19 protein-coding genes are annotated in these 20,245 nt (G+C 48.6%); 7 read left to right on the top strand and 12 right to left on the bottom strand.

Features of this window, described 5'->3' with window-relative positions; all coding sequences use genetic code 11:
* Positions 1 to 147 precede the first annotated feature (147 nt).
* Genes MKJ04_RS19630 through MKJ04_RS19620 form a run of 3 tightly spaced genes read left to right on the top strand, consistent with a single transcriptional unit; the run spans position 148 to position 3,318 of the window.
* Positions 148 to 1,413 (top strand): nucleoside permease, encoded by a 1,266-nt coding sequence (locus tag MKJ04_RS19630; protein WP_241643412.1) that lies wholly within the window; start codon positions 148 to 150, stop codon positions 1,411 to 1,413.
* Positions 1,414 to 1,441: 28 nt separating this feature from the next.
* A complete protein-coding gene (locus MKJ04_RS19625) occupies positions 1,442 to 2,329 on the top strand; it encodes a hydroxypyruvate isomerase family protein (RefSeq protein ID WP_410896837.1) in 888 nt (295 codons plus the stop codon).
* 44 nt (positions 2,330 to 2,373) lie between these two features.
* Positions 2,374 to 3,318 carry a sugar phosphate isomerase/epimerase family protein gene (locus MKJ04_RS19620; RefSeq protein ID WP_241643410.1) on the top strand — a complete coding sequence of 315 codons (945 nt, stop codon included), beginning with the start codon at positions 2,374 to 2,376 and terminating at the stop codon, positions 3,316 to 3,318.
* A 158-nt stretch (positions 3,319 to 3,476) separates the two neighbouring features.
* On the opposite strand, the gene MKJ04_RS19615 is transcribed toward MKJ04_RS19620, so the two are convergent.
* The 8 genes from MKJ04_RS19615 to MKJ04_RS19580 all read right to left on the bottom strand — a co-directional run bounded on the left by MKJ04_RS19615 (position 3,477) and on the right by MKJ04_RS19580 (position 11,223).
* Positions 3,477 to 3,896 (bottom strand): hypothetical protein, encoded by a 420-nt coding sequence (locus MKJ04_RS19615; RefSeq protein WP_241643408.1) that lies wholly within the window; start codon positions 3,894 to 3,896, stop codon positions 3,477 to 3,479.
* 188 nt (positions 3,897 to 4,084) lie between these two features.
* Positions 4,085 to 4,960, bottom strand: a complete 876-nt coding sequence (locus MKJ04_RS19610) for an SMP-30/gluconolactonase/LRE family protein (protein ID WP_241643407.1) — start codon at positions 4,958 to 4,960, stop codon at positions 4,085 to 4,087.
* A gap of 56 nt (positions 4,961 to 5,016) precedes the next feature.
* Complete coding sequence (locus tag MKJ04_RS19605) at positions 5,017 to 6,129, bottom strand: AMP-binding protein (protein WP_241643405.1); 1,113 nt, start codon at positions 6,127 to 6,129, stop codon at positions 5,017 to 5,019.
* Positions 6,130 to 6,444: 315 nt separating this feature from the next.
* On the bottom strand, positions 6,445 to 6,900 hold the full coding sequence (locus MKJ04_RS19600; RefSeq protein WP_241643403.1) for a DoxX family protein: 456 nt from the start codon (positions 6,898 to 6,900) through the stop codon (positions 6,445 to 6,447).
* 184 nt (positions 6,901 to 7,084) lie between these two features.
* Complete coding sequence (locus MKJ04_RS19595) at positions 7,085 to 7,531, bottom strand: DoxX family protein (RefSeq protein ID WP_241643401.1); 447 nt, start codon at positions 7,529 to 7,531, stop codon at positions 7,085 to 7,087.
* A 200-nt stretch (positions 7,532 to 7,731) separates the two neighbouring features.
* Positions 7,732 to 9,438: a 2-succinyl-5-enolpyruvyl-6-hydroxy-3-cyclohexene-1-carboxylic-acid synthase gene (gene menD, locus MKJ04_RS19590; protein WP_241643399.1), complete on the bottom strand. Its 1,707-nt coding sequence runs from the start codon at positions 9,436 to 9,438 to the stop codon at positions 7,732 to 7,734.
* A 134-nt stretch (positions 9,439 to 9,572) separates the two neighbouring features.
* Entirely contained in the window at positions 9,573 to 10,796 is a 1,224-nt protein-coding gene (locus MKJ04_RS19585; protein ID WP_241643398.1) for a chorismate-binding protein, read from the bottom strand.
* Position 10,797: 1 nt separating this feature from the next.
* Positions 10,798 to 11,223, bottom strand: coding sequence for a hotdog fold thioesterase (locus MKJ04_RS19580; RefSeq protein ID WP_241643397.1), 426 nt, complete (start codon positions 11,221 to 11,223; stop codon positions 10,798 to 10,800).
* A 52-nt stretch (positions 11,224 to 11,275) separates the two neighbouring features.
* Here MKJ04_RS19580 and MKJ04_RS19575 point away from each other — a divergent pair, with 52 nt between their 5' ends.
* Both MKJ04_RS19575 and MKJ04_RS19570 read left to right on the top strand, forming a co-directional pair.
* Entirely contained in the window at positions 11,276 to 11,896 is a 621-nt protein-coding gene (locus MKJ04_RS19575) for a histidine phosphatase family protein (RefSeq protein WP_241643396.1), read from the top strand.
* A 117-nt stretch (positions 11,897 to 12,013) separates the two neighbouring features.
* On the top strand, positions 12,014 to 13,717 hold the full coding sequence (locus tag MKJ04_RS19570) for a pyruvate dehydrogenase complex dihydrolipoamide acetyltransferase (RefSeq protein ID WP_241643395.1): 1,704 nt from the start codon (positions 12,014 to 12,016) through the stop codon (positions 13,715 to 13,717).
* Positions 13,718 to 13,928: 211 nt separating this feature from the next.
* Here the strand turns inward: MKJ04_RS19570 and MKJ04_RS19565 are convergent, their stop codons facing one another.
* Positions 13,929 to 14,672 carry a hypothetical protein gene (locus MKJ04_RS19565; protein ID WP_241643394.1) on the bottom strand — a complete coding sequence of 248 codons (744 nt, stop codon included), beginning with the start codon at positions 14,670 to 14,672 and terminating at the stop codon, positions 13,929 to 13,931.
* A gap of 334 nt (positions 14,673 to 15,006) precedes the next feature.
* Here MKJ04_RS19565 and hslV point away from each other — a divergent pair, with 334 nt between their 5' ends.
* Together hslV and MKJ04_RS19555 are read left to right on the top strand one after the other, a co-directional pair.
* Entirely contained in the window at positions 15,007 to 15,549 is a 543-nt protein-coding gene (gene hslV / locus MKJ04_RS19560; RefSeq protein ID WP_241643393.1) for an ATP-dependent protease subunit HslV, read from the top strand.
* A gap of 180 nt (positions 15,550 to 15,729) precedes the next feature.
* A complete protein-coding gene (locus tag MKJ04_RS19555) occupies positions 15,730 to 16,701 on the top strand; it encodes a deoxyhypusine synthase family protein (RefSeq protein WP_241643392.1) in 972 nt (323 codons plus the stop codon).
* Positions 16,702 to 16,941: 240 nt separating this feature from the next.
* Here MKJ04_RS19555 and MKJ04_RS19550 read toward each other — a convergent pair whose 3' ends face one another.
* From MKJ04_RS19550 to MKJ04_RS19540, 3 genes are all read right to left on the bottom strand, one after another.
* Complete coding sequence (locus MKJ04_RS19550; RefSeq protein ID WP_241643390.1) at positions 16,942 to 17,859, bottom strand: NAD(P)/FAD-dependent oxidoreductase; 918 nt, start codon at positions 17,857 to 17,859, stop codon at positions 16,942 to 16,944.
* Positions 17,860 to 17,978: 119 nt separating this feature from the next.
* Positions 17,979 to 18,530, bottom strand: a complete 552-nt coding sequence (locus MKJ04_RS19545; RefSeq protein ID WP_241643388.1) for a TetR/AcrR family transcriptional regulator — start codon at positions 18,528 to 18,530, stop codon at positions 17,979 to 17,981.
* A 498-nt stretch (positions 18,531 to 19,028) separates the two neighbouring features.
* Positions 19,029 to 20,075, bottom strand: a complete 1,047-nt coding sequence (locus tag MKJ04_RS19540) for a serine hydrolase domain-containing protein (protein WP_241643386.1) — start codon at positions 20,073 to 20,075, stop codon at positions 19,029 to 19,031.
* Positions 20,076 to 20,245 lie beyond the last annotated feature (170 nt).

The following is a 20,245-nucleotide window of genomic DNA, read 5'->3' as shown; positions in this document are numbered from 1 at the left end:
ACACGCTGATCATTCCGATTGTGCAGCGCTTCTCATTTGGTGGATTGTTCCCCTATGGGCGGAGTTGGGGGAAAGCGCTGAACGACAAAGGGAAGGCAGCATGACAAGCTGCCTTCCCTTTGATTAATGTCTCATTAAACTTATTCTATGCAGCTGATTACCCGAGTCAAGTTGTCATTTATGATGTTCCTGCAGTTTTTTATCTGGGGAGCTTGGTTTGTGACGCTCGGCACCTATCTGCTGTCTGAACTGGAAACCTCCGCCACACAGGTGGGGGTTGCCTTTCTTACCCAGTCTATCGGTGCGATTGTAGCACCGTTTATCATTGGCCTGATTGCAGACCGTTTTTTTCCGGCCCAACGCATTCTGGGCATACTGCACCTGATCGGGGCCGCCCTGCTTTGGTATGCTTCGTCGGTGGCGGATTTTGACAGTTTCTATCCGACCATCCTGGTATACATGATCCTGTACATGCCGACGCTCGCGCTGGTAAACTCTGTCTCTTTCCGGCAGATGCAAAACCCAAGCAAGGAGTTTCCGCAGATCAGGGTGTTGGGCACATTGGGCTGGATTGTGGCGGGACTGATCATCGGCTGGCTTAATTGGGAACAATCCGGAAGCCTGGTGTTAACCTTCAGGATGGCTTCCATTGCCGCTGGCATTCTGGGTGTTTTCAGTTTCACCCTGCCGGACACGCCGCCCATCAAAGGCGCAGAGAAAGCCACCCTTGGGGAGATGCTCGGACTGGAAGCCTTTGGCCTGTTAAAGAACCGCTCTTACCTTACCTTCTTTCTGGCTTCTGTGGCCATCTGTATCCCGCTGGCGTTTTATTACAACTTTACCAACCCATTTCTGAATGAGCTGGGTGTGGACGCCGCCGCCGGGAAGCAGTCGATGGGGCAGATGTCAGAATTACTGTTCATGCTGCTGATGCCGCTTTTCTTTGTCCGGCTGGGCGTGAAGAAGATGCTGGCCATCGGTATGTTTGCCTGGGTGCTGCGCTACGTGTTTTTCGCCTATGGCAACGCAGATTCGAATTACTGGATGCTGATCGGGGGCATCGTCCTGCACGGCATCTGTTATGATTTCTTTTTTGTGACCGGGCAGATTTATACCGATAAACTGGCGGGGGAGCGCTTTAAGAGTGCCGCGCAGGGTATGATCACGCTGGCAACGTATGGCGTGGGCATGCTGCTCGGCTCCCTGCTATCCGGTGTCATCGTGGATGCTTTCCAGACGACGGGTGGCGGCCACGATTGGCAGTCGATCTGGCTTATCCCTGCGGCAATCGCCGCTGGCGTGCTGCTGCTCTTCCTGCTGTTGTTTCGGGATAAAGTGACCCAACCACAGGAGGTGGCCCAACCCTTAACCACCGGGCCTGCAGGGCAACGACAAGTAAACCAACTTTCCTAAGTAAATCAGTTTAAACCCTTATACCGTCATGCCTCAGCATCCAAACCGAAGAAAAGTTTTGAAAAACGTTTTAGCAGGCACTGCAGCCATCACAACTTCAGGTATGTTATCACCGCTTACAGCATATGCCGAAAGCAAAGCCACCGCCAAGCTGGCTGGCAACATCAACCATGCGGTGTGCCGCTGGTGCTTTAACGACATGACAGTAGATGCCTTGTGCGCCGCCGCCAAAGAAATGGGGATCAAGGGGATTGACCTGGTAGGGCCAAAAGACTGGCCGACCCTGAAGAAATACGGACTGCAGTCGACGATGTGCAATGGCGCGGAGATCAGCCTGACAGAAGGCTGGAACCACCCGCAGTATCACGACCAATTGATCAAGAACTATTCTGAGATGATCCCTTTGGTGAGCAAGGCAGGGTATAAGAACCTGATTTGTTTCAGCGGGAACCGCAATGGCATGGACGATGAAACCGGGCTGCAGAATTGTGCGGAAGGGTTGAAAAAAGTCTTGCCTCTGGCCGAAAAGCACAATGTGGTGTTGGTGATGGAACTGCTCAACAGCAAAATCGACCATAAGGATTATATGTGCGACCATACCGCGTGGGGCGTAGAGCTGGCAAAGCGGACAGGCTCCGAAAACTTCAAGCTACTGTACGATATTTACCACATGCAGATTGATGAGGGAGACGTGATCCGCACGATTAAAGACAGTCACCCGTACATTGCGCATTATCATACCGCGGGTGTGCCCGGCCGCCACGAAATTGATGAGACGCAGGAGTTATTCTACCCCGCCATCATGCGTGCCATCAAAGAAACAGGATTTAAAGGCTTTGTGGCCCAAGAGTTTATACCAGTGCAGAATGACAAGATGGCCTCCTTGCGGCAGGCCGTTAAAGTATGTGATGTATAACCCATTGCGAACCTAAACCTAAACCAAAACTTATATACAAACGAATGAATAAAAGACGATCTTTCCTCCGACAAGCTGGTTTACTATCAGCAGGTGTTTTTATGGCTCCTGCCATTGTCTCGTGCAGTTCTAATTCCGAAAAAGCCGAGGACGCAACGGGAACAGAGAATGCCGAAAACCAGGCGATGGCCGCTTCCGGTGCTGCCATCGGTATTCAGTTGTACTCTCTGCGGGACATGATCCAGAAGGATGTGAAAGGCGTTATCGCGAAAGTGGCGGAAGCCGGGTATAAAAAGGTGGAAACATACGGCTACTCCAAAGAAAACGGTTACTTTGGCCTGGATGCCAACGCGTTCGGAGAGCTGCTGAAGTCGCATGACCTGGTGTCTCCGAGCGGGCATTACGGTATGGACCCCTACCTGTCTGGCGAAAACCCCGAGCTGCTGCAGTCTTATATTGAGGCAGGCAAAGCGATTGGCCAATCCTATATCGTGATTCCATACCTGGGCGACAAGCTTCGTACAAGTGCAGATGATTACAAAAAACTGGCGAAGCGCATGAACGAGGCCGCAACAGAGTGCCAGAAGGCCGGTATGAAACTGGCGTATCATAACCATGACTTTGAGTTTCAGCAATTCGGCGACATGACCGGGTATGATATTTTGCTGAAAGAGACAGACCCCGAGCTGGTGAAGATGGAACTGGACCTTTATTGGGTAGATAGAGGGGAGAAGGACCCCGTGGCCATGATGCAGGAGCACCCGGGCCGGTTTGTGATGTGGCATGTGAAGGACATGGACAAAAACGACCGGACACTGAACACTGAGATTGGAAGTGGCAGCATTGACTATAAATCCATCTTCTCGAAAGAAATGGCTCAGGTAGAGCACATTTATGTAGAGCAGGAAAACTTCGCCGAGGGTATGGATCCGTACAAGAGCATTCGCCAAAGCCACGATTATATCGTGAACACGCTGATGACCGCCTAACCGACTCGCTTTCAGTCTGTAAACAGAAGCGCCCTTATCCTGGAGTTATCATAAACTGTCAGGATAAGGGCGCTTTTTTGTGGTTTAGTAAAAGAATTTTATACGTTGGGATGTAGCAGTAGGCTTACTGAATAGAGTTTGCATTGGGGTATAAGCTGTTATTTGCCAACTTTGAATTTTGTCCAGTAGGTCGTGTCGCTTGTAACGACTTCAATTAGATAGGTGTCTGGTTTGAGTTTGCCCATATTATACCGCCAAACAGACTCATTCTTCGCGATACTCACTGGCTTTCGGAACACTAATTTCCCGGATTTGTTTTTCACCTCCAGCACAGCGTTTTCTTTCAGGTCCTGCTCGAACCGGAGCTCATAGGTGCCTTTTTGGGCGGGGTATAATTGAATGCCCGAAAGCGTTTCCAATTGTTGATCAAGAGATGAATTTGCGCTAACCAAAACCTGCTGCTTCTGTTGTGGCGCGAGTCTGGAAGGTTTATTTTGTGCAAAGGACGAGGTATAAAATCCAGCGGCGAGGGGCAGGGCTACTGCTAAAATCAGGGTATGCATTTGTTTTGTCATCATCAGCTTTTCTGTGAAAGTATGGGTACGGCAGCGTATATGCAGTTTTGGGGCCAGAAATTTACTATACATATGGATACATGAATTCTTGAATGTGTGTACAAGCGCTACAAGAGGGGTATGATTTGCTGTAGTGAAATTTCATCCCTGCCAATTTCTGTATGACTTCTAATGACAGATTTCATATAGAGCTACCGGGCTAAAACTCTGTAAGCAAGCACTCTATTGTCTTTGAAGGTAGGTATAAGCAAAATCCCTGAGTCATAGTCGAAGCTGATGTCGGCGGAGTTTATCTTCTCGCTTCGGGTATCGAGCACCTGCCATTTTCTTCCTTTCTTGTTCACATAAAAAATTTCCCCTTCCCAACTCGAGATCAGGAAATTCCCGTTGCTCAGCTCTGCGATGCCATCCGCTGAAGGAATCCCTTCCGTCCAATTCGTGAAATTCCGTGTGTCCAGATTGATGAAGCGGACATTGCCGCTACTGTTGAAGGCAACAACGAGTCGGTCATCCTTCACAAACAGTCCATTCGGTTGTTCCCGCCGGGTATTGTTTACCCAGGTGCTTACCCGACCGTTTTGGAGCTGATAAATGCGTTTTTGCTTCATGTCAGACACATAAACGGTTCCCTTGCTGTCTACGGCCACATCATTCAGATATTCTGCGCCATCGGCCTTGTACTTGCCCAAAATTGCCCCCGTTTGAGTGGATATGGCCACAATTTCATCAATGTCCGCTACATACAGCACACGATTATACAATGCGATGCCGTGCGGATCGTTCAGTCCAGCGGCCCAGTGCAACTGCTCCATCTTGCCGTCGGCATTCAGCCTGGAAATAAATCCGTCGCCGTCTTTTGCCTTCCCAGAATGCGCGTTGATGTTGCTGACATAGATGGCCCGTTCCGCTGGGGCATACAACGCAGACTCGGGGGTACGGAGGGTGTTGTCTGAGGCCCAGGCCTTCTGCAGCACAATTGGGGCCTTAGATGAAAATACTCTGCCCGTACAACTGTTAAACCCAAGCAGGAAGAGCAGCAAAAAAGCACTGTCGCGAAGAAGGCGCATATGGTATAGAATGTCTGGTGTGTATTTTACGTCTACAGGTTGCTGTAGCGTAGTGGCTAGTCTGCTTGCAGTCCCAGCTTGCGCAGGGTATTCGGTCGCGACAGTTTTCCTGTAGCCGTCTCAGAGAAAGAGGCGCTGTAGAAAATTTGTTTAGGCAACTCAAACTTTTTGAGTGCATGCTGGAGCTTGGCAAAAAGCGCCTCTTCGGCGGCCTCTGTGTGTTGTTTCCCCTCCATAATCAGCACAATTTTCTCGCCGAGCACTTCGTCGGGTTGCGCAGCAACAAAAAAACGGGGAGGCTGCTCGTTTTCGCTCAGGGCTTCCGCTACGGCCACCTCAACTTTCTCCACCTGCACTTTCACGCCTCCGGTGTTAATGGTGTTGTCTGCCCGGCCTATCCAGCGAAAGTGGGTAGGGGTAAGCAGCTCCACGATATCGTTGGTAAACAGCAATTCCTGATTGGTAATGTCCCCCTGTATGGTCAGGCAGCCGCGCTTGTCGATGCCGATTTTGATGTTGTCGAGCACCTCGTAATAATCCGTTGCCTTGGGCCCGTTGATGCGGCGCACGGCAATATGAGACGCTGTTTCCGTCATACCGTAGGTCAGGTATATCGGAGCCTCGACACGCTGAAGTTCCCGTTGCTGAGCAGGATTGACAGGTGCACCGCCCACCAATATTCCTTTCATACGGTTTAACTGCGGCAATGCTTCCGGCGTGTCGTGCAGTATGGTATGCAGCTGCAAAGGAACGAACGAGGCAAAATCAATCCTTTCCTCCCGGCTTACCAATGTCAGCGGGTTGCTTATCGGCGCGACGATAGTCATTTGCAAATCAGCCATAAAACCACGTACTAGCATCATCATACCCGCGATAAAATCGGTATTCAGGCAGATGAACGCACAATTGCCGGCTTTTAGCTGAAGCAGTTTAATGGTGCGTCGGGCGCTTGCCTCTAGCTGACTTCGTGTGAGGGAAATTGGCTTCGGCAAACCTGTAGACCCGGACGTATGCATCGGGAATTCCTGCACCCCGTTCAGCCATTGGTTGCAGAATTCCAGCGTTTTTGTCTCATACCCGTTTAGCGGGATGCTGTTCCGAAACGAATAGGCTGCAATCTCATCGTAATAAAATTTATTGCCGTTCAGGAGAAGATACTTTTCCGCCATGGTTCTAGATTGTTAATGTTCGTACCTGAAATATAAGTGATTCATCGCTATTTTAACATTTTAGGATACGATTTGAAGAAATTTTCTCTCTCAATCTGTCCAAAAAGCAAACAGGCAAGCAGTGTTGACTGCTTGCCTGTTTTTAAATTTATATGCTGCCTACCATTATATCCGGAACGCAACATCTTTGGTCAATCAAGAGCGCTTGTCTACGTTATAATTAAACGTATAACGTTATACTATTTTTTATTTGTGCCTAATGGTTAGCCGCATGTATGAAATGCGATTTACTTTCAAAAGGAGATAAGTGACTCTTTAAAATAAGGGGTCGTTTTTGTATTCCCGCATCTTATAATCGGCGGAGAAGCGGCCTGAACCGAATATCAGGAAAAATATCAGCAACAGCAGCACAATGATGGACGACCACAGCTCTGTGTTTTGGGAGTAGAAACCCCTGTCGGGATTAATGAAGAAAACAGCGCCGAGCAGGATAGGCAACTGAAACAACACAGCGATTCGGGTTTTGAGCCCCATTGCGATCATCAAGCCGCCCGCCAGATGGACCAGCGCGACATAATGGGCAAGCCCGGCAGACACCCACGGAAATTCACTATTCTGCATGATGGCCATCAGGGCACTTGTGTCCTGGATAAACAGGACCCCTTTCACGAATAGAAACAGCCCAAGCCCAATACGCACAATGTCGATCCAGAGCGGATGATGCTTATCGGCCCAATGCTCCATGTGATTCATGTTTTGAGTCAGGTTCATAACTGTAGGGGTTAAGTTAACTACTTGTTTTATACCTTTTTAAACGAGAATATATATATTTAGGACGAATTTGAGGTTGTTTTCTGAGAAATGACAAACTTGCTATTCCGTTGTAGACAAGGCATCGGGAAGCGCGTGAGAACTGAAACCTGCTGCGGCATCTTTATCAACGCGTCAGGAAATGCTAGTGCTTCTTTTGACGCAGCACCAGGTTGTCTACCGAGTATCGGCCTGGGCCCACCACCATGAAAAAAAGCAGCAATCCGGTTACAGCAATAGAGAGCCAGAGTTCGGTGTTGGACGCATTTATACCGCGCTGCGGGTTTACAATGAGCATGGCACCGATCAGGATCGGGATCTGGCACAACAGGGCAAGGCGCGTCAGGCATCCACAGGCAATCATCAGCCCGCCCACAATGTGCACGCTGCTAGTTAGAATTGTGGCTTTCTTCAAAGTCAAAATATCCTGGCTTGCGCTGAAAATCTGAAACACATCGCTGGTATGCTCCAGAAACATTATCCCCTTTATAAACAGAAAAAGGCCCAGCAAAATGCGTAGGCCATCCATCCAGACAGGGTTGTTGGCGCTGTTAACGCGCTCTTCGGAAACGATTTGGTGTGCTGCGTCCATGTGGAAAGTATAAAGTGAAACCAAGCTTCTATATATAAATATACGATTAACCAGGATAGGATGGTCAACTTAAAGCATAGGTTTACTCCCTGGCATCCTTGGGATGGCCGCTCACGTTCTCCATTCTTTTGAAACGTGGCGTGGGGGCAAGAAGAGCTGCCCTAAAAGAGGTATAACACAAAGCAGCGTATAGGCAACATTTATATCCCCGAAAACAGCTTGCCTGCCGCTTGTTTATACTCGCTGAAAGCCTTGGCATTCAGCGCACTGTCAGTAAACACTTCGAGGATCGCGGCCCCGGCTGTTGGGGAGAAGAAAGCAGGGAGGGCCTCGGAGAGTTCGGCAAGTGTCGTGACGGCGGTATAGCGCATCTTGAAATCGCGGGCTGTGTTTCGGGCATCCAGGGCCTGATGTGTTTCGAAGTAGGGGGCCAGTTCAGGTTGCTGTCTGGGGCCGTCAATCAACCTGAAAATCCCGCCGGCGTGGTTGTTCAGCAGCACGATGCGCAGGTTCTGAGGTAAGTAGTTGTGCCAAAGCGCATTCCGGTCATAGAAGAAAGCGAGGTCGCCGGTAATCAGAACCGTTGGTTGCGTACTCACCAGGGCGCAACCGACTGCCGTGCTCGTACTGCCATCAATGCCGCTAGTGCCCCGGTTAGCGTATACCTGTACCTGCTGCGCTGGCTTTAGGGCCAGGATGTTGGCATACCGCACCGCCATACTATTGGCCAAATGCAGGTTACTATGCGCTGGCAAGTGCCGCAAAATCTGGCGCACAAGGTGAAGCTCGTTATACCCTGACGCGGGAACATACTCCTCAAGGAAGTTTTCTGCGCGTCTCTCCATACCCTGCCAGGCATGTAAATAGGTCAGCGAGAATGCCTGACGTTCCGGAACAGTTGTAAAGAAATAGCGTGGACTGCAGCGGACGATTTTAGTCAGCGACTGAAAGGTGTCGGCCACTTGCCCGGCTGGCTGGAGGTGCCAATGTGCCTTGGGCGGGTGCTTTCGGAGGTATACCTTCAGGCTTTTGGACATGATAGACTTGCCAAACGTCACGAGTAAGTCTGGCCGAAGCAAGGCGAGCTGCTGGTCATCCTGGCAGGAGAGGAGAGTGTCCTGATGCCTGATAACCAGAGCGGATTGCTGCGTGTTGCTGATGATGTCGCCGACAATCACCGCGCCTGTTGTCTGTGCAAAGGTTTCCAGCACGGGGAGCAGCAAGGCATCGTAGTCGCCCTGACCCGCCACAACCAGGATGCGCTCATACTGGTGAAATTCCCGTCGGAGTTTGGCTAGTATATCCGGACCGAGTGTTTGGATACTCGCCTCTTCCTCAATTATTTTAACGCCTTCGCTGTAAACCAGAGCTTCACCCGGGGCTGGGTAAAAGGGCTCGCGCAAAGGAATGTTGATATGCACAGGTCCGGGCGGGAAAGCAATGGCCTTGTTCAGGGCTTCAGACACAAGGCGCTCGCTATGCCACACGGCGTCGGGGTGATCGAAATCTACCGGGAATGTGTAGCTCTCTTTGATGTGACGCCCATATACCTGTTCCTGCCGAATGGTTTGTCCATCCAACTGGTCAATCCACTCCGGGGGCCGGTCGGCAGTTAGAATGAGCAGCGGCACCTGCTGAAAATAAGCCTCGGCAACCGCAGGTGCGTAGTTAAGCGCAGCTGTGCCGGACGTGCAGACCAGTACGGTCGGGCTGCCCGTTTTCTGAGCCATACCCAGGCCAATGAAAGCCGCGGCGCGCTCGTCGCTGACAGTGCGGACCGAAAGCTTTGGATGGCGCGCAAAGGCCAATGTCAGGGGGGCACACCGCGAGCCAGGCGAAAGTACTACCTGCTGCACGCCTTTGCGCGCGCAAATCTCAGCAATATTCACAACTGGCTGTAAAATCATATGGTATGGTGTTCGGTTTGATCTTTGAGTTTAACTGAAAGTGCTTTCACTACACATTTTATACCCCGTACGGGGCGAAAGTTATATACCTTCAGGCAAGATAATAGCACAACAACGTGCCTGCAAAAAAGCGATCAATGGACATTGGTTAGGATGCGGCGCATGGTCTGCATCTTGTGCTGCGTTTCCTGCCACTCATGTGCTGGGTCTGATTCTGCCGTGATACCGGCTCCAGCATACAGTATGGCATGCCGAGCCAGAATCTCCATGCAGCGGAGATTCACATACAGATGCGTCCCGTTGGTGCTGTTTACGGGCCCCAAATAGCCACTGTAAAAGCTGCGATCATACCCCTCGTTGTCTTGTATAAACTGCAAAGAGGGTTCTTTGGGCAGGCCACAGACAGCGGAGGTGGGATGCAACAGCTGCAGCATGTCAGACCCCAGGGTAGGGAAGTCCACCTCCTTTAGGTTCACCTTAAAGTCGGTGCGGAGGTGCATCAGGTTGCCTGCCACCACTGTGCGGGGGCCTACTTCTGTATAGTCGCGGAGGCGCAGGGCCTTAAAGCATTTCAGGATATAACGCTCCACCATGGCCTGTTCCTCAATCTCTTTCTGTCGCCAGCTGGCGTTTGCCACCGAGGTGGTGCCTGCAGCTGGCTGCGTGCCAGCCAGCGCCACCGTGCGAAACACCTTTTCCTCGTCTACGCTGACCAGTATCTCCGGCGAGGCGCCCATCCAGGTGCCAACTCCAGGTATGGATACCAGCGAGACAAACGCTCTGGGGTATACCTGCAGCATGGCCTCCAGTGCCACGATCGGGTCGAAGGCGGGGGGGAGCGGCTCCAGGTAATTGCGCGACATCACCACCTTCTCCATTTCACCTGCCCGGATAGCTTCCACCGCCCTCGCTACCGCCGCCTTGAAAGAGGCCTCTTGCTGATACGAATGTTGGGAGGCGGGTGGCGCTGGGTGCCAGTTGTTGTCCGTTGTTTCAGATGCCACTTTCCGGAAAGCGCTTGCCACCGTTTCCGGTGTGCCCGGCGCGGCCGTTAGCTGGCACAAACCGGTGTTGTAGGAAAGGTCTCCTTTGATGAACAGGTTATCGTGCTGCGCATCCGCCACAAAGGGGCAGAGCAGGAACCCGAATGGGCTGTGCTCCAGGTTTGGCTGGGGCACCACCATGCCTGGCAGCAACGAAACACAGGCATGCGTTACCTCGGCATTGGGCAAGCGCCATACCGCTACAGCGTGGTGCTGCGCCATCGCTGCCCTGAAAATCTGCTGTAGGGAGAACCCGCCCGGGGTATCACCAGATAGGGCGTTGCCTGAGGTATAAAGCGCCTCTTGTGTCTGCATGTTAGTTTTTGTCTATGATGGCCACGGTCATGCGGCTGATGCAAACCAGGTCGCCAGCCTCATTCGTGATCCGGGTTTCCCATACCTGGGTAGTGCGCCCCACATGTGTCGCGGTGGCCCTGGCATATACCCAGCCCTCGCGCACGGCACGCATGTGATTTGCGTTAATTTCTAAACCAACGCAGGCCTTTTTTGTTAAATCCACCTGAAGGGCCGCACCCATGCTGGCCAAAGACTCCGCCAGCACCACCGATGCGCCTCCGTGCAACAGGCCCATCGGCTGGTGCGTCCGGTGATCTACGGGCATTCTGCCGCAAATGTATTTGTCGCCGATTTCTGTCACTTCGATGCCCAGATAGTCTATCATGGTGTTTTTGCACCACTCTTTTATCTGTTCTGACGGGGTAAAGTTTTTGAGTGCCGACATAGATGCGTACTTTAGGGAATTGTAGAAGTAAAAAAGCAAAAGTAGAAGAATTTTGAGTAGTAAGAAAGTATACCTCATCCGGCACGGACAAACCGACTATAATCTGCAGAGCATTGTGCAGGGCAGCGGCATCGACTCCTCTTTAAACGCGACCGGACAGCGCCAGGCCATTCAGTTTTTTGAGCGCTACAAAGATGTCCCGTTCGACAAAGTGTATACTTCCACCCTGCAGCGGAGCATCCAGTCGGTGCAGGGGTTTCTGGACCTTGGCCTGCCGCACGAGAAGCACGCCGGGCTGAACGAGATCCACTGGGGCGTGCGCGAGGGAACCCACATGACACCCGAGGAGGATCAGTACTACGCCGACATGCTGCAGACCTGGCGAGACGGAGACTGCGATGCCTCCATCGAAGGGGGAGAAAGCCCGGTGGTGGTGGCCGCCCGGCAGAAGCCATTCATAGAACTGATGCTGAGCCGCCCAGAAGAGGAAACCATCCTGATCTGCATGCATGGCCGCGCGATGCGCATCATGCTTTGCAACCTGCTCAATTATCCGCTCAGCTGCATGGATAACTTTGAGCACCTGAACCTGTGTCTTTACGAGCTGGAGCACACCGGCTCCATGTTCACAGTGAAGAAATATTGCGACGTATCCCATTTGCGGGATGCCTAGGCCCATTTTAAGGCTTTTAACAATTTAGAAGCATATAGTTTGAATAAAATATTTTTAAATCTAAATTTGGGCTGATAATACGAAGACCAATTGGGCGAATAAAATAAGACGAAATTTATGGCTGAAGTTATAAGAATGCCCAAGATGAGCGACACGATGACTGAGGGGGTGATTGCATCTTGGCTGAAGAAAGAAGGCGATAAGGTAAGCTCCGGCGATACCTTGGCTGAGGTAGAAACCGATAAGGCTACCATGGAGCTGGAATCTTACGAGGATGGCACACTCCTGTACATCGGGCCCAAAAAGGGCGATGCCGTGCCCGTGGATGCGGTAATCGCTATTCTTGGCAAGGAAGGCGAAGATATAACCGAACTGCTCGAGGAACTGAAAGGCGGAGGCCAACCTGCCGCAAAACCCGAAGCCAAGGAAGAGGAGAAGTCAACGGAAGAGAAGCCGGCTGAAACCAAGCCCGCCGCAGCGAAAGAAGAAGCCCCCGCAAAGCCATCCGTGGACGTGAGCAGCATCAAGGCAAATATTATACGCATGCCCAAGATGAGCGACACCATGACAGAAGGTGTGCTGGTAAGCTGGCAGAAAAAGCAGGGAGACAAAGTGAAGTCCGGTGATATACTGGCGGAAGTGGAAACCGACAAGGCGACCATGGAGTTGGAATCATACGAAGACGGCACCCTGTTATACCTCGGTGTGAATGAAGGCGACTCCGTGGCTGTGGATGCCATTATTGCCATCATTGGCGAGGAAGGTGCCAACTACAAAGCATTACTGGAAGCCGCCTCCTCAAACAAGCAGTCGCGCCAGGAAAACGCTAAGACAGACGAAGCCATAGAAACCAGTGCCGATGCAGTGACTTCCGCAGAAGTGGAAGAAACGCAGGTTCCGGGTAAGGATGAAGCCGAATCAAGTGCCGTTTCTGACAATGGCCGCGTGAAAGCCTCTCCGCTTGCCAAGAAAATGGCGCAGGACAAGGGGTATAACATCTCGCAAATTAAAGGCACAGGCGAGGGTGGCCGCATCGTGATGCGAGACATCGAAAGCTTCTCGCCAGCCGCAGCCGCTCCACAGCAGGCGGTTTCAAAAACTGCTGCGCCGCAGGCTGCCGCCATCCCGGGCGTTCCGTCTGAGGCATACGAAGAGGTGAACGTGTCGCAGATGCGCAAGGTGATTGCCCGCCGTCTTTCAGAGAGCCTGTTCACGGCCCCGCACTTCTACCTGACCATGGAGATTGACATGGACAAGGCCATCGAAGCGCGTGTCAGCATGAATGAGGTATCTCCGGTAAAGGTTTCGTTCAACGACCTGGTCATCAAAGCCGCCGCTGCCGCACTCCGGCTACACCCGGATGTGAATACCTCCTGGCTCGGCGACAGAATCCGGTACAACAAGCATATCAACATTGGTGTGGCAGTAGCCGTAGAAGATGGCCTGCTGGTGCCAGTGGTACGCAACGCAGACTTCAAATCGCTTTCTGCGATCTCTGCTGAAGTGAAAGACCTGGGCGGCAAGGCAAAGAGCAAAAAGCTGCAGCCTTCGGATTGGGAGGGAAGCACCTTCACCATCTCTAACCTGGGTATGTTCGGTATCGAAGAGTTCACTGCGATCATCAACCCACCTGATGCCTGTATCATGGCCGTGGGCGGTATCAAGCAAACGCCAGTGGTGAAGAACGGGGAGATCAGAATAGGCAACGTGATGAAAGTGACGCTATCCTGTGACCACCGCGTAGTGGATGGTGCAGTAGGTTCGGCATTCCTGCAAACGTTCAAGAATCTGCTGGAGAACCCGGTGAGAATTTTAGTATAAAACACCTGAGTTCGCAACTATGCAAATTTAAAAAGGCTCCCAAGAAATGGGAGCCTTTTTAAATTTGGGGTGAATTGAAGTTGTATAGTACGATGAACTGATATTTGAGCAACAACCTCTCTTACCAATTTAATGGTATAAGTAGGTGATTTTATACCCTTTCTAAACGAACGCTTGTTTATACCTAAGCAAAATCAGTTAGATAAGGGTATCACTTCGTGACTAATGCCGTGTTTTCAATATATTGTTTTTTCATGGCATGGTCAGATAACGGTGTTGGTTCTCTCATGGCGCATAAGAGGCTACCATAAAGGATCGTGCTAATGCCCGCCATTTCAAGAAACTCCTCTATCACAACTTCAATGCTGTAGAGTTGTGCGTTTTCGGCAGTTCGTAAATACCAATAACTCAGCACTTCCATACCCACTCCTCCAATCAGGAAGCAAGCCAGGCCAGCGGCCAGTATGACACTCTGAATAGGGTATACCTTGAAGAAAGAAAGGATGGTACGCACACCTACCAAGACGATGAGTGTGGCAAAAGAAAAATAGATCGAGATCCAGATGCCGTGGCCTCCTTTGAATCTGGGAGCCCACTCATTGTCCTTCAAGGCCTTCGTCACGCGCTCATGTATAACAGCGGACTCGTCTAAAGACAAGAACACGAAACCAAGCCCGACCAATAGTAAAAACCATGGGTTGGCAAGCTGACTTGCTTTGTGCCAGTTGGGAGAGAGGAGAAACAGGGCACCAACAACAAACAACTGTGTAGAAGAGAACCAGGCAGGAATGTTTGCCTCCCCGTCCAGGTCGAAAAGGCGGATAAGGTAATCAGGTAAGCCTAAAACAGGTCCAGCAAGAAATACCACAGCAAAAATAATTTCAAATAAGAGCAACGTAATCAATAATGTAACCGCGTGCTTTTTAGTTAAGTTGATGTATACCCCTGGCCCCATGTGTGCGTGTTTCGAAGAATAGCAAGTTAAAGATTAAATTATTGTTATAATATATACAATAATTACGATAAACGAAAGTAATTTAGTAATGTTATATAGTATTATAATATAATAGATTTTTCTATAACAGCGGAGCTTTTAAGCGTACCGAGTGCAACCAGGATTTTAGCCCGAAACTCATTTTGTATTCTATGCACTGTTACCAGGCACTTGTTCCGGCCAATTTGGCACAAAGCATGAGGTTGGCGTTTGTTTTGAGCACCAGAAAGCGAAGTAGCGCAGGTCCTATTTTTGGGCCTTTGCATTTGTATCACCTGTACAATTTCTAAATCCGATGACGAAAATAAGATCAACCACGGTATGTGGGATTTACCATAACGGCGAAGTGGCACTGGGTGCCGACGGACAGGCAACCATGGACAAGCACATTGCCAAGAGCAACGTGAAAAAGATCCGGAAGCTGCTTGACGGCAAGATAGTGACGGGCTTTGCCGGTTCCACAGCCGATGCCTTTACGCTCCTGGAACGATTCGAAGAAAAGCTGGGAGCTTACCAAAGCAACATGAAGCGCGCCGCCATCGAACTGGCAAAAGACTGGCGAAAAGACCAATACCTGCGCAAGCTGGAGGCCATGATGGTGGTGGCCAACAAAGACGAGCTGCTGATTATTTCGGGCACAGGCGATGTGCTGGAACCGGACAATCAGATTGCAGCTATCGGCTCTGGCAGTATGTATGCCCATGCCGCCGCACTTGCCCTGAAAAAGCACGCACCGCACCTTTCTGCCGAGGAGATGGTGCGAGAGGCCCTGAACATCGCGGCCGACATCTGTATTTATACCAATCACAACCTTATTATTGAGAAACCGGCGAGCTAAGGCTTCCGCTCTTCAACTAAGTATGGCCTCATCAGTTGCAGAAAACAATTGATGGGGCCATGGCGTGTTTTCGGAACAATCAGCACGCGAAAAACGAATAAGAAGCAACGCAAAACGAAATTGACTAACTTGCCGCCAAAACTGCTTTGCAGCGTAGGAGCCAGAACAAAACGAACAACTATGGAGGTATCAGATTTTCTAAAAAAACATTACAGGCATTTTAACGCAGCCGCACTGATCGACGCTGCCGAAGGATACAAGAAGCACTTGGCAGACGGTGGCAAAATGATGATCACGCTGGCAGGCGCTATGTCTACCGCGGAGATGGGCATTATTCTCGCCGAGATGATCCGTCAGGATAAAGTGCACGCTATTTCCTGCACGGGCGCAAACCTGGAGGAGGATATCTTTAACCTGGTGGCCCACGATTTTTACGAGCGCGTGCCGCATTACCGGGAGTTGTCTGCCGCCGATGAAGAGGCGCTGCTCGAGCGTCATATGAACCGCGTGACAGACACCTGCATCCCTGAGGAGGAGGCCATGCGCCGCCTGGAGCACACGGTATTGAAGTTCTGGGAGAAGGCTGACCAAGCGGGGGAGGCTTACTTCCCACACGAGTTTTTCTACCAGATCCTGCTGTCAGGAGAACTGGAGCAGTATTACCAGATCGATCCAAAGGACAGCTGGATGTTGGAAGCCGCTAAAAAGAACTTGCCCATCATTTGCCCTGGGTGGGAAGACTCCACGCTCGGGAATATCTATGCCAGCCACGTTATCAGCGGCGACGTTAAAAATGTGCATACGGTTAAAACCGGTATACAGTACATGATCGAACTGGCGGAATTCTATACCAACACAGCCACAGAAGCGTCTAAAATCGGGTTTTTCCAGATTGGCGGCGGTATAGCCGGCGACTTCCCGATTTGCGTGGTGCCGATGCTACATCAGGATCTGCAGCGTACGGGTGTTCCATTGTGGGGTTACTTTGCGCAAATCTCAGACTCCACCACGAGCTATGGCTCTTACTCCGGGGCTGTGCCGAACGAGAAAATCACCTGGGGCAAGCTGGGCAAAGACACGCCAAAGTTCGTAATCGAATCAGACGCGACGATTGTGGCACCGCTCATTTTTGCCCTTGTACTGGATATGTAATCCAACATTCCTTGATATATAAAGTGAGCCCGGCTGCAGTTAATTGCGGCCGGGCTCTTTATATATAGGCTTGGCTGGTTTGAGGTTGATTATTTTTATCTGCAGCCTTTCTTCATCTATCATAATGACGGGTAAAGTTTGGTACATGAGGTGAGCAAGCCGCAGCCGAAATTTAATTCTTATACCTTGTTACCAGTTGGCTACTTTAGATGAAGCAAATTTTATTTACCTACTCTATAATTATTTCCATTTCTCTTCGATTATTTGATGCGTAATTGCCTCTGCAACTTCGCTTCCTTCGGCAACAGATGATGCTACCCCGCTCCATCTGGTTCTTGCATCGCCTACGATATAAATACCCTTAATATCCGTTTCTTTATTTTCATCTACTTTGTAGTATGTCATACCAAAAAGACCAATTTCAGTAGGTACATTCATTCTCTTTGCAAAATCGGTGCTTTCAGTTGAATTTGTATCTGGTAAAAAGCCACCTTCTCTATCAATGATAGAACCATCTTCAAGTTCAATTCCTGTAAGTATGCCTCCTTTTGAAATGAGTTTGTGAATTTTCTTCTCAACGATAGAAACACCATTCTTTTGGAGATTTAATACCATCCCTTTGTCAGAAATGTGTTCTCCATTGGTAAAAACGATCACATCCTTCGACCAATGAGAGATAGTTTTGGAAAACATCGGAGCCATATTGGCATCACTAATCACGGCTAATTTTTTATCTGCCATTTCAAAACCATCACAAAATGGGCAAGGATAAACTGATTTACCATATACCTCCGTTAGTCCTTCAATTCCAATTGAGCTAATATTGTCTTTATGCCCTGTTGCAATGATCACCCTCTTTGCGCTGTATGTGTTATTTTCAGTGCTTACTGAGAAACTGCCATTTTCTGATTTTACATCTATTGCTTTTTCCTTTTTGTAGTTTACACTTGGATACTTAGTTAGTTGCTGTTTAGCTATTCTAAATATCTCACGCGGATGTTTCCCATCTTGTGTTAGAAATCCATGTGAATACGTTGTTACCATGTTTCTTGGGTTTTCCGTATTCAAAAGCAATGTTTTTATTCTGCTTCGCCCCAAAACTAGCGCGGCACTCATACCAGCTGGACCACCACCCACAATTATAATTTCATACTCCATATTTTCCTATTTAGTCAAATGAATTTTTCTTTTTAGGCGCCCTCAAATGTCAAATTTGGGATTATCAATAATTCAGTTCTTGCTAATGTCCCTTGTATGATAAATTATTACACTTCATGTTAATTTGATTGACCTATAACAGCATTGAAATAGGAGATCCAAGCCATTTCAGATACTTCTTGTTGTTTGGAGTAGTCTTCAATAATAAGGTTTATTGCAGCGTCGATGGTGGAAAAGTAGAGTCTTTCTATCCAATCTAATGTTAGTTGAGGATGGACAAGTTTATTGACTTGAAGCGTTTTTAATAACTCTCTAAAAATCTGCATCATTTCTTCAAACTCTTTAGATTCTTCTTCCATGCCTTGATAATTGTCTCTGTATTTATATAAAAACCGAAACTGATAGCCACTTTCAATATCACTCAAAAACATAGCTTTGAGCTGATTAATTGGGTAATCGGAAGATTGTATTGATTCTTTAGTTTTTAGTAAACAAATATTGCTTGCGTGTTTGACAATATCAGTTATAAGCTCAGATCTAGTACTAAAATACCGGTGGAGTGTTCTTCTGCTCAGATTTATTGATTCTGCAATTTCCTCCATAGGAGCAGAAGGGTTTCTACTAAAAGCTTTAATTGCAGCCGATATAATTTTTCCTTTGGTACTACTCATAATGTCTCAAATGTGAGACAAATATATAAATGTCACACAAGTGAGACAAGTTTGCGGTAGATTTTTTTTAGCTTGCAGGAAAAAAGAGGCGATAAGACCGTTCAGCTTACTTGACTCAATGTTTTATTGGTGTAGTTGACCAGGATTGTTTTTGCTTTTTTATCCCGGTATTTTGCGATTTATAAGGGAGATTTACCCAAATGGTTAGAAAGATTTATCCCTTTCAGAAAATCCTTTCTAGGTGGCTCTTTAGTCTTAAGCAATGCCGTTAACAGCAGGGTAATAGCAATGCTTCCAGAGTTGTCAGGCTAGAGGTTGGCCCGCAAGCGAAAGAAAAACTAACCTTTCATTTGCATCTTTAGACAGGGCTTAAAGCCCGATCCTGATTAAAGCGGTAACGGTGAATACAATGGTTAAAGAATTGCTAAATGCTAATCTCTAATGTACAAGGTTTGAGGGATGCATTGGCAGTCAATTGGCTGTCAGCTATCCACTCGGTTATGAGCTTTTTTTACTTCTCACTATTTTTACAATTCGGTTATATACGATTTCCGATAAATTCCAAGTGGTTCCACCACTTGTATTTACAAATTGAACAACGACTGTATCAATATCTTTGTGATACTTGGCAATACTAGAGTATCCTGGCAATAACCCTGTATGTTCATATTTATAAATAGATGAATAAATAGCTTGCTCATTATCATTTAGCAAAGAGCCATCGTTCAATGCCCTCAGGAATATTCCCACATCCTTTGCTGTAGCTACCATTGAGCCGCTAGAGTTTATAAAATCATTATACTTTAAATCGCCATCATAACCTACGGAATACCCACTCATAACATCGTCTAAATCCACTTCACTTAGTAAACTGTAAGTATTGTTCAGCTCAAGCGGTATCAAAATTTCCCTTTTGATATATTGGTGATGACTATATCCCAAAGTTTTATCAAGGATTTCGCCAATCAATAAATAATTCGTATTTGAATAACTATATTTTTTATCAGGTTCAAAATCAGCGGGCTTATCAAGTACCAATTCAAGGTTTTCGCTATTGGCTTTCGGTGGGGCTTCCCAATAGCCAGGGGTGTCGGTAAAATTGGGAATGCCACTTCGATGCTGCACCATCATTCTCAAAGTAATTTTATCGGCATTTTCAATCCTCCCCACAAGTTCTGGAAAGTAATCAGCGAGCGTTTTATCCAATGACAAATGTTTGTCATTTACTAATTTTGCGACAGCAACAGCAACATATAACTTGCTGATACTGCCGATCTTGAATAAGGCTTTCGGGTCGGAAGGAATTTTATTTTTTCGATCATGCCAGCCAGCGGCATAAAGCTCCGGTGGCTTCCCAGCCTGGTCCACGTATACAATCATTCCATCAAGTCCATCCCCAATTGCTTCATTTACTTGTTCTTGGACCGTATCAGGAAGTGGTAATATCCAAGCCCGTACTAAAATCCATGGTACAAACGCCAAAGAGCTTATGCTTGCAATAATAAATACTATTCTGAGTATTCGTTTTGTTTGTTTGCTTCTCATACTATTTCAGTACGATACGTTTTTTTAAAATTGCTCAACCGGTTAGTATAAACAACGTGCGAGGCCGCCGGCCGAAGTATGCTGTTTATACAGTGTGTGCGCCCAGTATGGGCACCTGATACTGAAGGTATCAAATTATTCCAGAGGGTGCAAGTCCCTTGCAGGCGAGT

Source organism: Pontibacter sp. E15-1, from assembly GCF_022601975.1.
Classification (GTDB): Bacteria; Bacteroidota; Bacteroidia; order Cytophagales; family Hymenobacteraceae; genus Pontibacter.
Note: the sequence above shows the minus strand (reverse complement) of the source record. Positions and strands in the feature narration are given on the sequence as shown.

Coding starts and splice junctions, on each gene's coding strand:
- MKJ04_RS19630 (WP_241643412.1), top strand. CDS start 148: ATGCAGCTGATTACCCGAGTCAAGTTGTCATTTATGATGTTCCTGCAG.
- MKJ04_RS19625 (WP_410896837.1), top strand. CDS start 1,442: ATGCCTCAGCATCCAAACCGAAGAAAAGTTTTGAAAAACGTTTTAGCA.
- MKJ04_RS19620 (WP_241643410.1), top strand. CDS start 2,374: ATGAATAAAAGACGATCTTTCCTCCGACAAGCTGGTTTACTATCAGCA.
- MKJ04_RS19615 (WP_241643408.1), bottom strand. CDS start 3,896: ATGATGACAAAACAAATGCATACCCTGATTTTAGCAGTAGCCCTGCCC.
- MKJ04_RS19610 (WP_241643407.1), bottom strand. CDS start 4,960: ATGCGCCTTCTTCGCGACAGTGCTTTTTTGCTGCTCTTCCTGCTTGGG.
- MKJ04_RS19605 (WP_241643405.1), bottom strand. CDS start 6,129: ATGGCGGAAAAGTATCTTCTCCTGAACGGCAATAAATTTTATTACGAT.
- MKJ04_RS19600 (WP_241643403.1), bottom strand. CDS start 6,900: ATGAACCTGACTCAAAACATGAATCACATGGAGCATTGGGCCGATAAG.
- MKJ04_RS19595 (WP_241643401.1), bottom strand. CDS start 7,531: ATGGACGCAGCACACCAAATCGTTTCCGAAGAGCGCGTTAACAGCGCC.
- menD (WP_241643399.1), bottom strand. CDS start 9,438: ATGATTTTACAGCCAGTTGTGAATATTGCTGAGATTTGCGCGCGCAAA.
- MKJ04_RS19585 (WP_241643398.1), bottom strand. CDS start 10,796: ATGCAGACACAAGAGGCGCTTTATACCTCAGGCAACGCCCTATCTGGT.
- MKJ04_RS19580 (WP_241643397.1), bottom strand. CDS start 11,223: ATGTCGGCACTCAAAAACTTTACCCCGTCAGAACAGATAAAAGAGTGG.
- MKJ04_RS19570 (WP_241643395.1), top strand. CDS start 12,014: ATGGCTGAAGTTATAAGAATGCCCAAGATGAGCGACACGATGACTGAG.
- MKJ04_RS19565 (WP_241643394.1), bottom strand. CDS start 14,672: ATGGGGCCAGGGGTATACATCAACTTAACTAAAAAGCACGCGGTTACA.
- hslV (WP_241643393.1), top strand. CDS start 15,007: ATGACGAAAATAAGATCAACCACGGTATGTGGGATTTACCATAACGGC.
- MKJ04_RS19555 (WP_241643392.1), top strand. CDS start 15,730: ATGGAGGTATCAGATTTTCTAAAAAAACATTACAGGCATTTTAACGCA.
- MKJ04_RS19550 (WP_241643390.1), bottom strand. CDS start 17,859: ATGGAGTATGAAATTATAATTGTGGGTGGTGGTCCAGCTGGTATGAGT.
- MKJ04_RS19545 (WP_241643388.1), bottom strand. CDS start 18,530: ATGAGTAGTACCAAAGGAAAAATTATATCGGCTGCAATTAAAGCTTTT.
- MKJ04_RS19540 (WP_241643386.1), bottom strand. CDS start 20,075: ATGAGAAGCAAACAAACAAAACGAATACTCAGAATAGTATTTATTATT.